Below are 18,543 nucleotides of genomic sequence, written 5' to 3'. Positions count from 1 at the left end.
TAAATAAAAAGTCAGAAGATTAAAATATAAAGAATAGGGATATGTATAGAAATAAATTATTTGCAAGTGTGATAGGCCTTCTGGCCTTCGTGGCGAGTCTTTCGGCGAAGGATTACCAGGTTGCGATGTTCGGCATCAAATCGGACGGGGTAACGCTCAATACCCGTTCCATCCAGCGGGCAGTCGATTATATCAGCGAGCAGGGAGGCGGCCGGCTTATTTTTTATGTAGGCCGTTATCTGACCGGTTCGATCGAGTTGAAGTCGAATGTGACGATCTGTATCGAAGAGGGTGCCGTGCTGGTAGCAGTTCCATCCATCTATGATTTTAAGGGAGTAGGTGGATGCAACGCGGTCATTTACGCCGGCAATCAGAAGAATATCGGTATCGGTGGAAAAGGCATTATCGAAGGCCGTAGCGCCGCCGTACGGGCAAGCGTGGAAGAGCAGTTGCAGAAAGGCCATATCAAAGGAGATGTCTCCGGTTATGCACCGGCTCTGATCTGTATGGATGGCTGCGAAGATGTGAAAATCGAGCAGGTCACCCTGCAGGATGCCGCCAACATCGTCGAAGTATATAAGAATTGCCGCCATGTGACGGTCGATAAGGTCGTTGTGAACGCTGGTTCATCGGATCGGAAAGCGATCTTGATCTCCGGGTGTGACGGAGTGAAGATGACGGACTGCTACTTCAATATGACGGGGAACCCGTTGGAGACTGCCGGGACATCCCGCAATCTGATATTTACTAATTGTATAACACCGGACGGCAAAGCTGTCTCAAGCGATCAATAAGAGGAGGAAAAATTATGCAGAGGAGATCATTTATCAAACAGAGTGTTTTATGGACAGCCGGTTGTGCTGTCGGTAGCCGTATGCCGCTATGGGGTGCAATAGATGCAACTGACGGGGGCAAGGGTACGGCCTTGTGTTCCGGTGAGCTATATAAGTTATTCCGCGATCCGCAACCCGTTTACCGTCCGTTTGTCCGTTGGTGGTGGAACGGGGATAAGGTGGAAGCTGACGAGTTGAAACGCGAACTGCACGTATTGAAGGAGGCCGGTATCGGCGGGGTGGAGATCAATCCGGTCAAATTTCCCGGAAATGACACGGACGATCTGGGTAAGAAGTCATTGCTCTGGTTGAGCGACGAATGGATCGATATGTTGCAGGTGACTTTCGACGAGGCGAAGTCGCTCGATATGACCTGCGACCTGATCGTCGGCTCCGGCTGGCCGTTCGGGGCGGAGTTCCTGACGGGAGACGAGAGGGCGGATGTCGTAGTGAACTACTCCGAGAAACTGAGCGGTCCGATCGATTATGAAGTCTCTCGCGACGGCCTGTTCTGTGCGGCCGATCCTGCTATCAGTTCTCCTTTCCTCGGAAAGAAGATGGAGCTGGTTTCCCTGCAATTAGTTCCCGAACCGTTCGGCAGCCTCGACCAGGCCATCGACCTGATGAAGCAGGAGGTGGACGGGACGTTCAAGTTCAAAGTACCTGATGGCAAATATGTCCTGTTTGCCCTTGTCAAGATACGCGGCTTTCTCGAAGTGATCAATGGCGCTCCCGGTGCTACGGGGCCTGTGTTGAACCACTTCAATAAGCCGGCTGTACAGAAATATCTGAATAATATGTCGGACAAGATTCAGAACCGCTTAGGCCCGTTGTCCGGCAATATCCGTTCCCTGTTTACCGACAGCATGGAACTGGAAGGTTCGAACTGGTCGTACGATATGGCGGAAGAATTTAAGAAACGTCGGGGATATGACGTGCAGCCGTATCTGCCTTTTATTCTCTTTAAGATGGGGAGCATGGGGAATGTGCTGACCTACGAGCCGAAGGTGCAGTTCACACCCGAATTAGACGATACGATCCAGCGTGTGCGCTACGACTTCGAATATACGAAAGCCGAACTGCTGCGTGAACGTTTTACACAGACTTACCTGGACTGGTGCAAGGGGCTGAAGGTGAAATCGCGTGCACAAGCCTACGGACGTGGTTTCTTCCCGCTTGAAAGCAGTCTGGATTATGATATTCCCGAATGCGAGTCCTGGACAATGACCTGGCTGCGGCATCGCTTAGGCGAGGAGATGTCGGAAGAGGACTACCGCCGGGGCCGTGCTTATACGATGGTCAATAAGTATGTGTCTTCTGCCGCCCACTTGCGTGGGAAACGTCTGGTGAGTTGCGAGGAGATGACCAACACCTATACCGTGTTCAATATGACATTGGAGTTGTTGAAGATCGGAGGCGACCAGACCGCTATCTCCGGAGTGACACATTCCATCTTCCACGGTTTCAACTATTCTCCGAAAGAAGCTTCGTTCCCCGGATGGATCCGCTATGGGGCCTACTATAACGAGAATAACAACTGGTGGCCGTATTTCAAATATTATACCGCCTATAAAGGACGTATGGCTTCCGCCCTGCAACACGGAACTATGTACGCGGATATCGCGATTCTGAATCCGATTGCCGATATGTGGAGCACGCTTGGAATGCAGAACGAACCGTTCCCCGCCACTACCAATGTGAAATATAAGACCTTGGTATGGGAGGCGATCAATAAGAACGGTAGCGGTTGCGACTATGTTTCCGAATCGATCATCCGGGATGCCGAGATGAAAGACGGATACTTGTGCTACGGTCCCCGCAAATATAAAACGCTTTTCCTGATCGAAGTGGAGAGTATGGAACCGGCTACCGCTAGCAAGTTGTACGACTTTGTGGCCTCAGGCGGACGTATCTTCTGTATCGAGGCTTATCCGCATAAATCAGTCGGCTTGAAAGATCATGACAAGCACGATAAGGAAGTGCAGGAATGGGTGGAGAAGATGAAGCGGATGGACGGACGTTTCGTCCTGCTCCATAAACCGGAGAAAGATTTTGTCGGTTGGTATCAGGGTGTACAGAAAGACTATGGGCTGACACCGTATATAACCATCGAAAAGCCTGATCCTTACCTGATGCAGAACCGCTATCAGGGCGATAATAAGGAAGAGATGTTTTTCTTCAGTTATGCACACCGCTATAATTCGCATCAGACCCGTATCTCCTTCAGCAACGAGATTGTGAAAGGCCGTCAGGGTTGGGTGTGGGATCTGGAAACGGGCGAACGTTACCGCTTGACGCTGGATGCCAATAACAGCTTCCTGTTCGACTTCGGTCCGGCCGATTCTCTTTTGGTCGTGTTCGATAAGCAAAAGAGAGGGAATGATTATAAGCCGCTTCCGGTTTCCGGCGCGGATCTGGAAGATCTGTCGTCCGACTGGGATGTAGAGTTTCGCCATAGTCGTGAGAATACGGTACAGAATGCTCATTTCGATAAGCTGAAGGATTTGAAGGACACGGACTATGTGAACTTCTGCGGGACAATTGTCTATAGAAAGAAAGTCAATGTCTCTTCGTCAGCCGGAATGGTGCTTAACCTCGGTTTGGTGCATGGTGTATCGGAAGTATTCGTGAACGGGCAGAGTTGCGGTGTCAAATGGTATGGCCGTCGTATCCATCCGGTCGCAACCCGATTGAAACAGGGGGAGAATACGGTTGAGGTACATGTCGTAACTGTTATGGGAAACTATTTGAAGACGCTGAAGGATAATAAGATTGCTCAGGCGTGGACCCGGAGGCAGGATGTTGTGCAGCCGGCGGGATTGGTCGGACCGGTCACCGTTTATAGAATTAAAAGTTGAGAATTAAAAATTAAGAAATTAGGAATTTGAAGAGCTATGAATATGATTAGAAAAATAATGATCCTGTGCTTGCTGGCGGGAATGGTGATTCCGATGTGGGCGAAAGATTACCAGATGACTATGTTCGGGATCAAGTCGGATGGAACGACTATGAATACCCGCTCCATACAGAAGGCGATCGATTTTATTTCCGAGAATGGAGGCGGACGCTTGGTGTTTACTGTCGGACGTTATCTGACCGGCAGTATTCATCTGAAGTCGAATGTGACGATCCATTTGGGAGAAGGAGCCGTGCTGGTCGGTTCCACCAACCCTTATGATTATGATATGGAACTGAATGCCTGGTATGGTCTGATCCTGGCGAACAAGCAGGATAATCTCGGTATTACCGGAAAAGGGGTGATCGACGGTCGCGGACGTGAGCTTGCCAATAATTTCATCAACCAGGTGTATTCCGGGGTGATCAAGGATAAGTTGCAGTTGGGACGTGTTGCCAACCGTCCGAAGCTGGTCTATTTCCGCGAGTGCAAGAATGTGGAAGTAAAAGGTGTGACGATGATGAATCCGGCGTTTTGGACACAGACCTATGACCAGTGCGAAAATCTGTTGATCGACGGTATCACGGTGCATAGCCGTGCTTACTGGAATAACGACGGGATGGACATTGTCGATTGTAACGGTGCATTGATCCAAAATTGTTATGTGGATGCGACTGACGATGCGATCTGCCTGAAATCCCATAGCGCCGATGCTGTCTGCCAGAATATCGAGGTACGCAACAATACGGCCTGTTCAAGTGCAAGCGGTATTAAGTTCGGTACGGCTTCGACGGGTGGCTTCAAGAATATAAAGATTATCAATAATACTGTATTCGATACGTTCCGTTCGGCCATAACGATCCAGGCGGTTGATGGCGGACAGGTTGAAAATGTGATAGTGGATAGCCTCCGTTCCATCAATACCGGAAATCCGATCTATTTGGTGGTGGGAGAACGCCGTGAAGGTCGTCGTAGCCGGATGGACAACGTGCATATCTCGAATGTTTATGCCGAAGTCCCGGCAACGAAACCGGACGCAGGATATGAATACGAAGGACCGACGGAAGATAATCCCCGCAATGTCTCGCCTTCCGGCATTGTCGGCTTGCAAGACAACAAGATTACGAATGTCTCCATAGAGAACGTCGAGATCGTTTATCCGGGCGGCGGTAACCCGTTGTATGCTAAAGTTGGGCTGGACGAACTGGACAAGGTGCCGGAAATGCCGAAGGCGTACCCTGAGTTTTCTCAGCATAAGGAGTTACCGGCTTGGGGCTTCTACGTCCGTCATGCCGATGGTGTTACTTTTAAAAATGTGAAGTTGACTGCTTTGAAGAAAGACTATCGTCCGGCTATCGTTCTGGACGATGTGCACAACGGTGTATTTACAAAGATCAAAGCGGTTGAACCGTCTGCCGGAAAGAAGGAAAAAATACATGCTTACAAGTCTACGAAGATCAAAAAGTAGAACGCGTTTCCGCATGTTCCGCTCTATACACCTTTTTGCTGGTGAAATTTGTATTTATATGGTTGTATAATAATGGCTTATATCTAAAAAATGTAGATGGAACTTTTTTAACATGCGGTTTACGATACTACTCCGCTCTATCGGGGGAAACATTGCAAAAGTTATTTTGATTCCCCTTCCATAGGGATAACGGATCTCTATTTTCATATTTTTTGTTTTCCGCAGGATGGAAAGAGATAAAATCGCCTTAATGGCCTGTTATATAGTGATTTTCTCCATAGAAAAAGTGTATAGAGCGGAACATGCGGAATGTGCGGATACCTATAAAAAAACGTACATCTTTTTCCGAAAAGATGTACGTTTTCCAAATGAAAAACTTACGTTTATTTATCCCAAGATCTTATCCAACGTTTCCCGGCGGGAGTCAGAATAAAGATCAGGTAGACTAATGCTAATCCACCTAAAATACAGTAAAATATAAGCCCTGCACTCATTGTATTTCTTTTTTATTCGTTATTGATAATGTTATAAAAGCAGCAATAGCAATTAGCATTGCTACAACACCGGAGGTATATATCAAACTTACCTTGTTGGGGAAAATATCCAGTGCCGCCGTAATAACGGCTCCCCCGATAATCAACTTGGATATATCCAATAAATACCTTGCAACCTCTTTCGGGATGTTTACACTTTCTTCCTTCACGATCGGAAGCAGATGAAAATTTACGTTCTGTTTTTTTCTCATAATTAAATGTTTAGTTATACAAAGACAAAGGTAGAAAAGATTTTGAACCTTTCCTACCTTTCATAGATCATTTTCGTGATGAAGGCGGTTTTAGAAATACCCGTGCGTTTCCACATCTCCGTATTTAAGGGCTATTTCCACCCGTTTGACAGTGAATGTCTTTTCATCTTCGGACTGGAAACCGATGCGGTTATATCCCTGTTTGAGGGCTTTGTCGGGTAGGATAAAGGCATATTCTTTTTCTTCTCTTTCCAGCCCGCGCTCCCTGTCGTATAGGTGAGTATAGGCTGGCATTTCTTTCTCAACCGCTTCCCCGTTTACCGTCAGCCGGCAGGCCATCGGATGATTAGTGCGGATGAATAGGATTGCTTCTTCCGGATATCCTTCTTCTACCGAATCGCCGATATAGAGATCGACCTCTTTCCGCTCGTCCTTGCCTATTTTTAGCGGGAGTGGAGAGTCCGGCTTTATATTATATTGGACAACCCCGTCAGACAGCGCATATATCTTATTCCTGCCTTTTAAAGTTTCCAGCGAACCTAACTCTTGTAGCAGTTCCGGCATCATAATCCGGCAAACCTGGCCGCCGTCTTCCAAGTATAGTTTCCCGTCATGCTCGGAGTTGAAGGCGCCGAAATAGTAATTGAACAGGTAGATCCCGTCTGCTCCCTGAGAGAGGATATGGGAACACATGCCCCTGTGCATGCCGTGTGACCAGAATTCCCGTGGGCGGTAGCCTCCGTCGTCGATCGAACTGTAGAACGGAATGTCGAGATCTTTCCCCATTTCTTCCCGGAACTTGGCTACCGGCATGGCAGGATCTCCCCTCCAATGGACCCCCGTACTGATAAAGTCCAGCAGTCCGAGGCGCAGCCATTCACGTATATCCAGACCTTTCATCATGTTTTGTTCGATTGTTGGTGCTACACGTGCGGAGAGCAGGATCTTTCTGCCTTGTTTGGCCGAAACTTCATCCACCTTTTGGCGGATATCTTTCACCAATTGTGTCATAAGGGGTGCGTTCTGCGGCCCTGTGCCTGACTTGAAGTAAACGATAAAGCGCATGAAGTCGAGATCGTATCCGTCGATTATGTCGGCGTAATTTTCTAATTGCTCGGAAATAATCGCCAACTTGCGGTCGCGCACTTTCTTTATGGCAAAGTCAAAAGCTCCGCCGCTGTTATAACCTTGTGTCGTGTCGTTCAGCCAGTATTCCGGATGTTGAATCCAGAAATCGGTGTACCAGATTGGACAATGGGTGGTTGTATCATTGAAATGAAGGTCGTTCATCCGGTAGGTGATAAATGCCTCCATCCCTTTCTCCTTTGCCCTTTTCAAGGTATAAGCGACCAGGTCCGTTCCTTCTTTTTCCAGGTTCAGGTGGTTCCGATAGTATTTTCGGAAAGAGTTATACTGAGCTGTATCACAGCCGCAATCCAGCGTCCCGTTCAGGTCGTCTCCCATCACATGGCCATATTTGGAACGGACATAGAAGAAATCGCTGCCGGAGCACATCATATAGGTCGTGACCTGTGAGTTCGCCACCATATCGACACTGGAGTCCAGGTCGGCAAGCGTAAGTGGACGATACTTGAACCAGCGGTTTCCCAACAGGTCGGAACCGTCGTTATTATGGATGATCCGGAATGTCCGTTCGGGGACTTTTTTCACATCGGGTGCACAGGCAAAGAAGGCCTGTGCACATAAAAGAATTGAGAGATAGTTAATTATAAGTGATTTCATGATGTGTTGCTATGTTTTTATTCGACTAACGAATAAGGCTTTTCCTCTGCTGTGAACTGCCTTTTCTTATTGGGGCTCGAAGTCATTTGGAAGACGAGTTCGCCTCCGTTCATGATGTCCTGATGGGTGATGTAAGCCTTTTTGTAAGGCTTCCCGTTTAGGGTGACGGATTTGATGTAACGGTTCTTGTCGTTGACTTTATCAGCTTTGATCACGAATGTATTTCCATTTTCCAGGTTTACCTTCATATAGGGAAGGTAAGGAGTACCGATCACATACTGGTCGGTTCCGGGACATACCGGATAGAAACCCATTGCCGAGAAGATATACCAGGCGGACATCTGGCCGCAATCGTCATTTCCGCACAAGCCGTCGATGTTGTTGCGGTACATACGGTTCATGATCTCGCGAATCCAGTATTGCGCCTTCCACGGTTCGGTTGTCCAGTTATATAAATAGGGAATGTGGTGACTCGGTTCGTTGCCGTGTACGTAAGTGCCGAGCAGTCCTTCCCGTGTCACATCTTCGGTCTGGGCAAAGAATTCGTCAGGCAGGTGCATGGTGAACAAGGAGTCCAGCTTGTTGATGAAGCTGCGGTTGCCACCCATCAGGCGGATCAGGTCGGACGGTGCTTGCGGAACATAGAAAGAATAGTTCCAGGCATTCCCTTCGATGAACCCTTGTCCGTGTGTGCTCAGCAGGTTGATATCCTCTTTCCAGCTACCGTCTTTGTATCGTGGACAGGCGAAACCCAGGCCGGGTTTGAACACGTTCTTATAAGAGAGTGCCCGTTTCCTGTAAGTCTCTGCTGTCTGGCGGTCACCCATCAGAAGCGCTGTGTGATAGATCGTCCAGTCTTCATACGCATTTTCCAATGTGATGGAGGCGGAAGTAGGAGAATCGTCAAAGGGAACATATCCCAACTGTTTGTACGCATCCGTATGATCATAATAAGGCACGTTTGAACTGCTGATCATCGCCCTGATCGCTTCCTGTCTGTCGATCGGAAGACCTTTGGTGATGGCATCTGCCAGGACAGAAACAGAATGATAACCGATCATGCACCAGTTCTCGTTCCCCATATGCGACCAGACCGGAAGCAGGTGGTGCACGCTTTGGCTGTAATGGGCGAGCATCGATTTGACAAGGTCCGTGCTGACATCCCGCTTGATGATGTTAAACAACGGATGCAAAGCTCTGTACGTGTCCCAGACAGAGAATACGGTATAGTTCGTAAAGCCTTCGGCCTGGTGGATATTGTGGTCGATCCCCCGGTATTTACCATCCACGTCCATATAAACGGACGGGTTGATCATCGTATGGTACAAAGAAGTATAAAGCATGGATAGCTGGTCGTTGCTGCCCTTCGCATCGATTACGGACAGTGCGTTTTCCCATTTCCCGTTCGTCTCCTTGCAGATCGTGTCAAACGATTTGTCCGTAGCCTCCGCTTGCAGGTTCTTTACGGCTCCGTCTGTTCCGACAGCCGAAAGAGCCACTTTGATTTCAAGCGGTGCACTTCCTTCCTTGAACTCGAAGTAAGAAACGACCTTACGCCCGCCGATTTCGGGGAAGTTCTCAGCCGTGTTGAAACGCCGGAAACCACCCGGATAGTTGACTTTTTCCCGGTCCGTATATCCGTAGCGGGTAACCGGCTGGGAGAAGGAGATGGCAAAATAGGTATAGTTTACGCGGCTCCATCCGTTGGTAATGCGGTAGCCGGTGATCAGGGTGTCGTTTTCGACCCGGAGGTTTGCCCACAGCACCTTGCCGTCGTAATTGTAGATACCGTGATTGAGGTCGAGTATCAGTTGTTTCTTCCGGTCGGCCGGATAGGTGTATTTATGAATGCCAGTCCGTTCGGTTGCCGTCAGTTGCACCTTGATCTGGTCGTCCGACAGAAGGACTTCGTAGTATCCAGGCCGGGATATTTCGGTGTCATGGCTGAACCGGGAACGGTAGCCGCTGTCCGGATTATCGGCCGTACCGGGGTTGATCTGCAATTCTCCGGTGAAAGGCATCAGCAGGATATCGCCGAGGTCGGAATGCCCCGTCCCGCTGAAATGCGTATGGCTGAAGCCGACGATGGAACTGTCCTTATGCTGGTAGCCGGCACAGTATTCATATGCCCGGGGTTGATAGACACCGTCGATGTTATGAGGAATGGTATCGGTATCAGGACTCACCTGTACGATACCGAACGGAGCGCAAGCACCTGGGAACGTATGTCCCATCCCGTTCGTTCCGATGATCGGGTTTACCAGATCGGTCTTTTGCGCCATAACCGGCATGGTTATGCAGGCGAAGGCGACAATCAGTGATTTCATTTGTTTTTGCATGTGCGTGTTTTTCTTATTACCATGGATGCCCAAAAGTAGGAAAAGTCGCAAATATGCAAATGTATTTTTTGTCGGATTTATTTAGATATTTGGCTAAATAGCGGAAAGCTACAAAGCCTCTGCATATTTGACCAGTTGGAGAACTTGCTGAGGCTCGTCAAAGTTGATTTTATTACTTTTAATATATGTCCTTATTGTTTCCTCCCGGTCTTTCGGATATAGTTTCAGAAACTGCTTGGGAGTTTGGAACTGCTTTTGCTTCTTGTTCTTCTTGATCGTATATTTTTTTTCCACATCGGCAACAATGATCTTCTCTGTTTCCAGGTTATAGGAATGTCCGCCTGACTGGATGCTCGAGTAGCTATCGACAGAGGCTGTTTCCGAACGCCCGCCATAGCCGACCTGCTTCCCTTGCGGGCGTGATTTGCCCCTGTAGGTGACGACCAGAGGCGGCTCCTGGTTCAGATGCTCCTGTGCCAGTCCTTTGGGATCTAACTGGAAGATACGGTCATTGATCTTCAGTACCCGAACCATATCCGGCTCTGCAAAAAGCTTGACATTGTTATTGTAATCTATGTTCCCAACCAAATAAACGGAAAGATTTTAAAACAAATTAAGAATATTGCAAAAATCTAAGCCGTTTGGTCGAAAGTTTGGTTCCTGACCAATGCACAGATTCGATGTATCAGTTTGTTTCTAATATTGTTTATAACTAAATTATGATGCTTCCCCTCTTCTCTTTTGCGCCTGTAATATTCTCTTAATATTGGATCATGTATGGCAGCGGTTCGTGCCGCTTGGGTGAGTAGCGTGTTTAGTTTTTTATTGGCAAATCCACTTGTCTTGGCATTGCTTTTGACACTGGAGCCGGAGGTTCGTTGGAACGGTACCACTCCCGCATAGCAGGCCAGCTTGCGCGGATCGTCAAAACAGGTGAAGTTTTCGGTATAAACGATCAAAGCAAGGGCGTTGACAAAAGCCACGCCTTTGATGGATGTAATACGCTCATAATTGTTTTTGATCTCCTCTTCACTGTTGATCAGATCCATTATTTCCTTTTCCACATCTTTTATTTCACGGTTCAAGTTATCCACTTGTGTCAGGCTATGTTGATATATGTAATCTGTTGCGTGATTCCCTTTTAGGACCGAATGGAGTTCTTTGGCATGTACCAATGCTTCATTTTTCATTTTCACCAATAAATCACGGAATGTGAAAAATGAGTGCAGCGCCCGGATGGTTTCCGTATTGGGGGTATAGACCTTGGCCATATCCTCGAAACGGCAAGCGTATTGTGCGATCAGCAATGAATCCAATTTATCGTTTTTCCCGCGTTGCATGCCGCTGCTGTGTTTGATCCTGTAAGGATGTTCCAGCCACAGTGTATAACCCTCGTGCGCGAGAGTGTTACTCAAACAAACGCTGTAAAGTCCCGTGTTCTCACCGCAAAAGAGCATCTGATCTTTGCCTGTCTGCGGATAGCTATCACAAAGCCATGCCAACAGACTCTCATGTCCGGCAACATCATTACTGAACTCACGGTGGACACCTGAAGATATGTTTTCTTTCTCTATCACACTTACATCTACTTTTTTCTTGGAGAAATCAATCCCGATAAATAATTTATTCATACCTTTATATTGTTTTTGGATTAACCGAAAGCAGGAATGGGCTACTACTCTAAATGATATCCTATTATATATCAATAATCTATTTAGTCTTTGCCTGCTTGACTAACGGAAGTCTGTTACAATAACTAGTCTTTAAAGACTATCGTTTTCCATTAGTGTACTTCCGTTAGTCGGTTAATTTAGTTTCTTCATACAACAAAGATATAAATTAACCTCAGCTTCTTGCTTTACGCAAACTTAGAGTCGTTTTCATCGATGAACATAAAAGCATTTCTTGCCAGGCTGTAGTTTACCTTTACACTGAACACCCTCCCGTCCTTATAGTAGATGAGACTTTTCTGAAATTCGTTGAAAAGATACTCGGACTTACCTTCCTGGGCTGATAAGTCGGATGTTATGGCCATCAGACAGATGATTAAAGTATAAATTAGTTTTCTCATGGCAATTACTTTTTGAATTCTTACGAAAGATACGTATAGTTACGGATAAAACAAAAAAAGCCGCCTCTTTTTACAGAGACGGCTTTTCGGATATATGGAATAAGTTTGTTATTATTTAACCAAAGCAGCGAATTCGCTGTTAGTTGCATATTTAGCAAATTCCAGGTCGATAGCAGCTTCTTTAGCCATAGCCTTGTCAGCAGCAATAGCAGCTTTCAGGTTGCTGATAACTGCGTTAGCATCGTTCGTGCGGGCAGCAACGACAGCTTTCAGGTAAGAAGTTGTAGCGTCGGGTTTAGCAACTGCGTTCAAAGTCTGAGAAGCCTTGCTGTAGTCCTTAGTCAGGATCTGAGCCAGAGCAGCGTTGTTAGACTTAACTGAACCGAAAGAGTTGGCAGCCTTAGCCCATTCGCCTTGTTCCAGGTACAGAACACCCAGAGCTTCGCCTAATTCAGCAACGCCTGCTGCGCTACCGAACAACTGCTGAGCCTTAGCCTGATCACCCTTTGTCAAAGCGATCAAACCTAAGTTCATGTTAGCTTCAGGATTAGCTTTTACAGAGTTTGATTTGTTGAACATCTGTTCTGCCTTAGCCAAGTCGCCGGCACGGAATGCCATCATACCGATGTTGTTCCAAGTGCGGTAGCAGTTAGGATACAGTTCAGAAGCCTTTGTATAGATAGCCATCTTTTCTGAATCGTTGTTAGTCAGAGTTGCTGCGTACAGAATTTCTTCGATGTTCAGTTCAGAAGGATTGCTCTTAGCCAATGCGCTGATTTCGTCGTCAGACTTACCGATGATTTCGATGTTGGCAGTCAAGCGGGAACGACGAAGTTGCGGCAGGATTGTTTCAGCCAGGTCAGAGTAAACAGCCGAGATGTTTTTGATTTCTTTTTCTCTTGTTTCAGGATCCTGGTACATAGAGATCACTCTCAGCACGAGGTCTTTGTCCTGCAGGTTGGAAGCCTGTACCAATTCTTTGAAGCCTTCCCAGTCCTGAGCAGTGTAACGAGCGTCAACCGGAGCGTCGACTTTCATTTTCTTCAACTCTTTAGCCAGATATTTGTTTGTGTTACCTTCACGGCGTTCAGCCAGGCCAGTGTTCAGTTTAACACCACCATCAGGAGAAGCGTAAGCAGAGATCTCGATTGCTACGTTCTGGTTAGGAGCTTCGTCAGCATTCTTAACAAGTTCTTTCCATTCTTTGATTGCGTCGGAGTTCAACTCTTTAGCACGCAGGTTAGCCTGCTGGATAAGGAACATGATGTTAGCATCGTGAGCTTCTTTGATGATACGCTGGAATTTGTCTGCTGCGATAGCTGCGTTGGCAGTAGCTGCGTCAGCCAATTCAGATGTTGCGATTACACCTTCGCCGATTTTTACATCCGGCAATTTAACTGTCTTGTTCTTGATCTTTGCGTCGAAAGTCAGATACAATTCAGATTTCTTCATTTCCGGTTTGTAAGTGAAAGCAGATTTCATGGTTACGTTAGCACCAGCTTTCTGCGGAATAACCTGGTTGTTACCCTTTACTTTTTCACCTTGGTAAGTGTAAGATGTTCCCCATGCTTCACCACCGGCATAACGAAGAACCGGAGTTACAGTTACAACAGCTTTCTTGTTGAACCATTTTGCAGGGAATGTGGCATTAATAGTCACAGGAACTTTGCCTCCGATGGCCTCAAGCGGCTGCGGTTCAGCTTTGATGTACTCTTCAGCTAACGGTTTCAACTTGTTTGAACAAGAAGAAAAAGTCAGAATTGCTGCCAATACAAGGAAAGGCATTAAATACTTTTTGTTCATAATTTGATGTAAGTTTAAAATGTTACTATGTTTATATATTCACTTTCAAATATTCCTTAGCCATCAAAGTGCAAAACTAAAGCATTTTTTTGTTATGAAGAGCAAACAAGAGATAAAAACTTTCTAATTAATACTTATTAATGAATCTTGTCTCCATTTTTTCCTGTCTAATGTCAAAAGAGATACGAAATGAAGCAGATTTATGCTTTTTGCTCTGAATATCTTATGTTAATATGTCTTTCATTCCTTCTTTTATCCGGAGAATCTTTCCGGATTTTATCCGACCCTTATTGTCAAAATTTAATCAAAACAGGGCTTTTTGAGTATAAAGTTTGTTATTATAAACAATCTTCACGATGTACACGCCGGTAGGAATCGAACCAATCGATAAGGTCGCTTGTTGCCCGGCGATGGAATAACTGCGCACAGGCTTTCCGGTAAGCGATATTAGGGTGAGCGAAGTCCGGCTGACCGGGACTGTAAAGTGTATGTGGATCGTCCGCCGGTATGTGTCGGCAGACAGGCTGACATCCGTCGCTGCTTCTATCCGTTCGTTTGCCGTTCCCCCTCCTTCGTTCGGGTCCATTCCGGCGCAGACAGGAGCCTCCACTCCGACAGGATCGAGCCAGTATTTGAGCTGCTTGCTGCTATCTTCCGGCATAGACCAGCTTTTTTGTATGGAGAAGAAGTAGTCTTCGACCGGATTGCCACAGCTGGAAGCACCGCCAGTCAAACCTCCGATAACCCGGTTGTTGCCATCCAAGAGGGGAGAACCGGACGAACCGCCGGCCGTACAGCCCGTAGCCCAGCGGGCTACTCTCCAGTGCGAATTCTCATTGAAGTCGGTAACCGATATTTTATAGGTCTTAAGTTCCACATCCCCCTCGACAAGATTAAGCCGTTTCAGCGAGCCGCCCGGATGGTGGATGCACGCATAAGGGGCCGTTCCCGCGTCCTGCGCGTTCCAGCCGGCATAATAAGCCCGGTAATCGGCGGGCGGCGTGTCCTGCAATTCCAGCAAAGCCATATCCGTCAATTCATTCACTGCCCGGAAATGTGCCGAGGCGACCGTCTGGTCTGTACGCCCGGGTTCAACCGGACTGCATTGGGGGCTGTTGTAATTGAAATAACAGACGACATTGCCCGCCACCTCTTCGTAATCCGGGTTTTTAATGCTGAACTGGTTGTTCAGGCAATGCGAAGCCGTAAGGAGATATGGCTTTCCGTCGTTTGCCGTGTTGTTGACAAGCGTTCCTGTACAACCCGTCGTCCCGTTGATGATCATGAGGACAACACTGCGCTCGACCGCGTCGTAGCGGTTTGTCGAGTCCTGGTAGCAAGCTACGGCCGGCATGCATTTGAAAGCCGTGAAGTCGGGTTGCGGTTCCGAGATTCTGAGGTTCCGGTAGCCGTGGTTTACCTCGCCGATCGCGAGTTTGCCGGGAAAAGCAACCTCCGCCGGTTCCTGGTATTCGACGATCAGCTCATTTCCCTGTACCGGGGCGACGGGCAAGATACCGCGTTCCGAATTGTTCAGGTGGTTGAATGATCCCAATACTTCCGATTGATCGCTATTATATAGGAATACGCGTGCCCCTTCGGGCAGATGGTATTCGCTGAACATTATATTAATGGAGAGTGCACCTTCGGAGCGTATTCCGAGCCGCCATACCTTTGTGCCGTCGGGCAGCGTGAAACGGATTCCGGAGTTTTCCGGCGTATAATCCGTCATGAACTTATAGGCAAAACGGAAACCGCTGCGCAGGTCGGTCGCCTCGAGCGAGTCGATCCGGAGTTGCTCTGCCAGGTCGAACGGCGGCATTGTGATAAACATTTCCTCTGCCAGGCTTTTGGTAGCCGTGAGAGGTAACGGCCGTCCTCCGTGACTGATTTGTGCCTTAACGGAAACACTAAGAAAAAGGCATAATCCGAAATATATGATAAGATGCTTTGCCATAGTAACGGCAAATATACGATTTTAAGGAAATAATCTCCCTATTTCAGATTTGAATCTCATCATTTTTAATTAAGTTTGCCAGTCCGTTCAAGGATATGATTCTAAAACCATTATTATAAATTAAAATACAAACGCTATGGCAACAACTCCTTTCAAGTATCAGGCTCCGTTCCCATTGGGCCCGGATACGACAGAGTATTATCTGCTTACAAAAGATTATGTTTCGGTTTCCGAGTTCGAAGGAACTCCGGTTCTGAAAGTTGCGAAAGAAGGTCTTACGGCAATGGCTAATGCCGCTTTCCGTGATGTATCCTTTATGCTTCGCCGTTCGCACAACGAACAGGTGGCTAAGATCCTGAGCGATCCGGAAGCAAGTGATAACGACAAATATGTAGCGTTGACTTTCCTGCGTAACGCAGAAGTTGCTGCTAAGGGTGTACTTCCTTTCTGCCAGGATACCGGTACGGCTATCATCCACGGCGAAAAGGGACAGCAGGTGTGGACCGGCTACTGCGACGAAGAAGCGCTTTCGTTGGGTGTTTATAAAACCTATACGGAAGAGAACCTGCGCTATTCGCAGAACGCTCCCCTGAATATGTACGATGAAGTGAACACTAAGTGCAACTTGCCCGCCCAGATTGACATCGAAGCTACGGAAGGTATGGAATATAAGTTCCTGTGCGTAACAAAGGGCGGTGGTTCGGCTAACAAGACTTACCTGTATCAGGAAACGAAGGCGATCCTGAACCCCGGCACTTTGGTTCCGTTCATCATCGAAAAGATCAAGACATTGGGTACGGCTGCCTGTCCTCCTTACCACATCGCTGTGGTTATCGGCGGTACTTCTGCCGAGAAGAACCTGCTGACGGTGAAGCTGGCTTCTACGCATTATTATGACGAATTGCCTACGACCGGTAACGAATATGGCCGCGCTTTCCGGGACGTGGAACTGGAAAAAGAGGTGCTGGCCGAAGTTCACAACATCGGTTTGGGGGCACAGTTCGGCGGTAAGTATCTGGCACACGATATCCGCATCATCCGCCTGCCGCGCCACGGTGCTTCCTGCCCGGTAGGTCTGGGTGTTAGCTGCTCGGCTGACCGTAACGTGAAATGTAAGATCAACAAAGACGGTATCTGGATCGAGAAGCTGGATAGCCATCCGGGCGAACTCATCCCGGCTGAACTGCGCGAGGCAGGCGAAGGCGATGCTGTCAAGATCAACCTGAACCAGCCGATGGAAGAGATCTTGAAAGAACTGGATAAATATCCGGTTTCAACCCGCTTGTCCCTGAACGGCACGATCATCGTTGGCCGTGACATCGCCCACGCCAAGCTGAAAGAACGTTTGGACCGCGGTGAAGATCTGCCCCAGTATATCAAGGATCATCCTATCTATTATGCCGGTCCGGCCAAGACTCCTGCCGGTATGGCTTGCGGTTCCATGGGCCCGACGACTGCCGGCCGTATGGACTCGTATGTCGGCCTCTTCCAGAGCCACGGCGGTAGTATGGTTATGCTGGCGAAAGGTAACCGGAGCCAGCAGGTGACGGATGCTTGCCAGAAATACGGCGGTTTCTACTTGGGAAGTATCGGTGGTCCGGCTGCTATCCTGGCACAGAACAACATCAAGAGTATCGAATGTGTGGAATATCCCGAATTGGGAATGGAAGCTATCTGGAAGATCGAAGTGGAAGACTTCCCTGCATTCATCCTGGTAGACAACAAGGGCAACGATTTCTTCAAACAGATCAAACCGCGTTGCACTTGCGGTAAGTAAGACGTACTTTACATTCATATAATAAAGAGAGGGAGTGTCGGTAACGACATTTCCTCTTTTTTATTAGGGCAATCGCACCAAATCCAGCAGTAACAATTTTTTATTTCTATGGAGAGAAAAAACCGTTTTTGTCCCGAATAATTCTTTCTTAAGTGCCTGCTAATTCTGTAATCGGTGTCAGTGACTTTATAATCAGTGGTTGTGATTATATAATTGCTGGCACTGATTTTATAATCACTGGCACTGATTATAGAATTGATAGGCATTCCGATATTTTTTTATGCCTATATAGATAAGTTTTCTTGTAGCGGGGATAGATTATTCCTTATATTATGTAGTTTTTATTTAGCCAATCCAGACGGAAGTGAAGATTTAGTTGATTTCAATCGTAAAGATAGAAGCTATAAAGTGATTTCAAGGGTGGCGGATAAAGGGCAAGGACGATATGCTTATCTTTTAAAATAAAGGAGACTATGAGCGTACGTCCTGAATTTGCAGTTATAGCTGGTCCGAATGGAGCAGGAAAAAGTAAATTATCTTTTTCATCCCCAAAACCTAAGGGATATGTTATATAAACGGCATTGTTTTGTCCTGTAATCCATATATTTTGGAAAATTGTGGACATTTTTTCTTGTTGATTCGGAAAACCTATTTACCTTTGCAACGATTCCGTAGTGGGCAGCGGCTCACGGAGTGCGGGATCAATTACATATTGTAAGCATTTTACGAAGATTATTCCAACTCAAAAATCTGGTAAATTTTTAGCTAAACGGAATAATGGACAATAAATGCTTGCGCTTACACGTATAATGTTTGCCGTTTTAGATCGGCGTTTGTTATATCGTATAAGCGCGGGCTGTTGTTCTATTATTGTTTAGCGGGCTTACCAGAGCCTTTGAGTTAATAATAGA

Annotated in this window: 12 protein-coding genes; 4 read left to right on the top strand and 8 right to left on the bottom strand. The window is 47.1% G+C overall.

What is annotated here, in order from left to right:
* The first annotated feature begins 41 nt into the window (after nucleotides 1-41).
* From ACPYIV_RS14320 to ACPYIV_RS14310, 3 genes are read left to right on the top strand one after another with little or no spacing between them, the layout of a single operon-like run.
* Complete coding sequence (locus ACPYIV_RS14320) at nucleotides 42-794, top strand: glycosyl hydrolase family 28 protein (RefSeq protein WP_293732960.1); 753 nt, start codon at nucleotides 42-44, stop codon at nucleotides 792-794.
* A gap of 14 nt (nucleotides 795-808) precedes the next feature.
* The gene (locus tag ACPYIV_RS14315; protein ID WP_425883630.1) at nucleotides 809-3,691 is read left to right on the top strand and encodes a glycosyl hydrolase; all 2,883 of its coding nucleotides are present in this window, start codon (nucleotides 809-811) and stop codon (nucleotides 3,689-3,691) included.
* 36 nt (nucleotides 3,692-3,727) lie between these two features.
* Nucleotides 3,728-5,197 carry a glycoside hydrolase family 28 protein gene (locus ACPYIV_RS14310; RefSeq protein ID WP_425883628.1) on the top strand — a complete coding sequence of 490 codons (1,470 nt, stop codon included), beginning with the start codon at nucleotides 3,728-3,730 and terminating at the stop codon, nucleotides 5,195-5,197.
* 490 nt (nucleotides 5,198-5,687) lie between these two features.
* Here ACPYIV_RS14310 and ACPYIV_RS14305 read toward each other — a convergent pair whose 3' ends face one another.
* The 8 genes from ACPYIV_RS14305 to ACPYIV_RS14270 form a co-directional block, all read right to left on the bottom strand.
* Nucleotides 5,688-5,942: a DUF6722 family protein gene (locus tag ACPYIV_RS14305; RefSeq protein WP_425883626.1), complete on the bottom strand. Its 255-nt coding sequence runs from the start codon at nucleotides 5,940-5,942 to the stop codon at nucleotides 5,688-5,690.
* Nucleotides 5,943-6,032: 90 nt separating this feature from the next.
* Nucleotides 6,033-7,685: a hypothetical protein gene (locus tag ACPYIV_RS14300; RefSeq protein WP_425883624.1), complete on the bottom strand. Its 1,653-nt coding sequence runs from the start codon at nucleotides 7,683-7,685 to the stop codon at nucleotides 6,033-6,035.
* Nucleotides 7,686-7,702: 17 nt separating this feature from the next.
* A complete protein-coding gene (locus tag ACPYIV_RS14295; protein WP_425883622.1) occupies nucleotides 7,703-10,012 on the bottom strand; it encodes a GH92 family glycosyl hydrolase in 2,310 nt (769 codons plus the stop codon).
* 120 nt (nucleotides 10,013-10,132) lie between these two features.
* The gene (locus tag ACPYIV_RS14290; protein ID WP_301706088.1) at nucleotides 10,133-10,612 is read right to left on the bottom strand and encodes a hypothetical protein; all 480 of its coding nucleotides are present in this window, start codon (nucleotides 10,610-10,612) and stop codon (nucleotides 10,133-10,135) included.
* A 44-nt stretch (nucleotides 10,613-10,656) separates the two neighbouring features.
* On the bottom strand, nucleotides 10,657-11,655 hold the full coding sequence (locus ACPYIV_RS14285; RefSeq protein ID WP_290092606.1) for an IS110 family transposase: 999 nt from the start codon (nucleotides 11,653-11,655) through the stop codon (nucleotides 10,657-10,659).
* Nucleotides 11,656-11,882: 227 nt separating this feature from the next.
* Complete coding sequence (locus ACPYIV_RS14280; protein ID WP_301705581.1) at nucleotides 11,883-12,095, bottom strand: hypothetical protein; 213 nt, start codon at nucleotides 12,093-12,095, stop codon at nucleotides 11,883-11,885.
* 111 nt (nucleotides 12,096-12,206) lie between these two features.
* Nucleotides 12,207-13,898: a hypothetical protein gene (locus tag ACPYIV_RS14275; protein WP_293732953.1), complete on the bottom strand. Its 1,692-nt coding sequence runs from the start codon at nucleotides 13,896-13,898 to the stop codon at nucleotides 12,207-12,209.
* A 304-nt stretch (nucleotides 13,899-14,202) separates the two neighbouring features.
* Nucleotides 14,203-15,855: a trypsin-like peptidase domain-containing protein gene (locus ACPYIV_RS14270; RefSeq protein ID WP_425883619.1), complete on the bottom strand. Its 1,653-nt coding sequence runs from the start codon at nucleotides 15,853-15,855 to the stop codon at nucleotides 14,203-14,205.
* A 136-nt stretch (nucleotides 15,856-15,991) separates the two neighbouring features.
* Here ACPYIV_RS14270 and ACPYIV_RS14265 point away from each other — a divergent pair, with 136 nt between their 5' ends.
* Nucleotides 15,992-17,632, top strand: coding sequence for a fumarate hydratase (locus ACPYIV_RS14265; RefSeq protein WP_293732951.1), 1,641 nt, complete (start codon nucleotides 15,992-15,994; stop codon nucleotides 17,630-17,632).
* Nucleotides 17,633-18,543 lie beyond the last annotated feature (911 nt).

The organism is Parabacteroides vesiculifaciens (assembly GCF_049860805.1).
Lineage (GTDB): Bacteria > Bacteroidota > Bacteroidia > Bacteroidales > Tannerellaceae > Parabacteroides.
Note: the sequence above shows the minus strand (reverse complement) of the source record. Positions and strands in the feature narration are given on the sequence as shown.

Coding starts and splice junctions, on each gene's coding strand:
- ACPYIV_RS14320 (WP_293732960.1), top strand. CDS start 42: ATGTATAGAAATAAATTATTTGCAAGTGTGATAGGCCTTCTGGCCTTC.
- ACPYIV_RS14315 (WP_425883630.1), top strand. CDS start 809: ATGCAGAGGAGATCATTTATCAAACAGAGTGTTTTATGGACAGCCGGT.
- ACPYIV_RS14310 (WP_425883628.1), top strand. CDS start 3,728: ATGAATATGATTAGAAAAATAATGATCCTGTGCTTGCTGGCGGGAATG.
- ACPYIV_RS14305 (WP_425883626.1), bottom strand. CDS start 5,942: ATGAGAAAAAAACAGAACGTAAATTTTCATCTGCTTCCGATCGTGAAG.
- ACPYIV_RS14300 (WP_425883624.1), bottom strand. CDS start 7,685: ATGAAATCACTTATAATTAACTATCTCTCAATTCTTTTATGTGCACAG.
- ACPYIV_RS14295 (WP_425883622.1), bottom strand. CDS start 10,012: ATGAAATCACTGATTGTCGCCTTCGCCTGCATAACCATGCCGGTTATG.
- ACPYIV_RS14285 (WP_290092606.1), bottom strand. CDS start 11,655: ATGAATAAATTATTTATCGGGATTGATTTCTCCAAGAAAAAAGTAGAT.
- ACPYIV_RS14280 (WP_301705581.1), bottom strand. CDS start 12,095: ATGAGAAAACTAATTTATACTTTAATCATCTGTCTGATGGCCATAACA.
- ACPYIV_RS14275 (WP_293732953.1), bottom strand. CDS start 13,898: ATGAACAAAAAGTATTTAATGCCTTTCCTTGTATTGGCAGCAATTCTG.
- ACPYIV_RS14270 (WP_425883619.1), bottom strand. CDS start 15,855: ATGGCAAAGCATCTTATCATATATTTCGGATTATGCCTTTTTCTTAGT.
- ACPYIV_RS14265 (WP_293732951.1), top strand. CDS start 15,992: ATGGCAACAACTCCTTTCAAGTATCAGGCTCCGTTCCCATTGGGCCCG.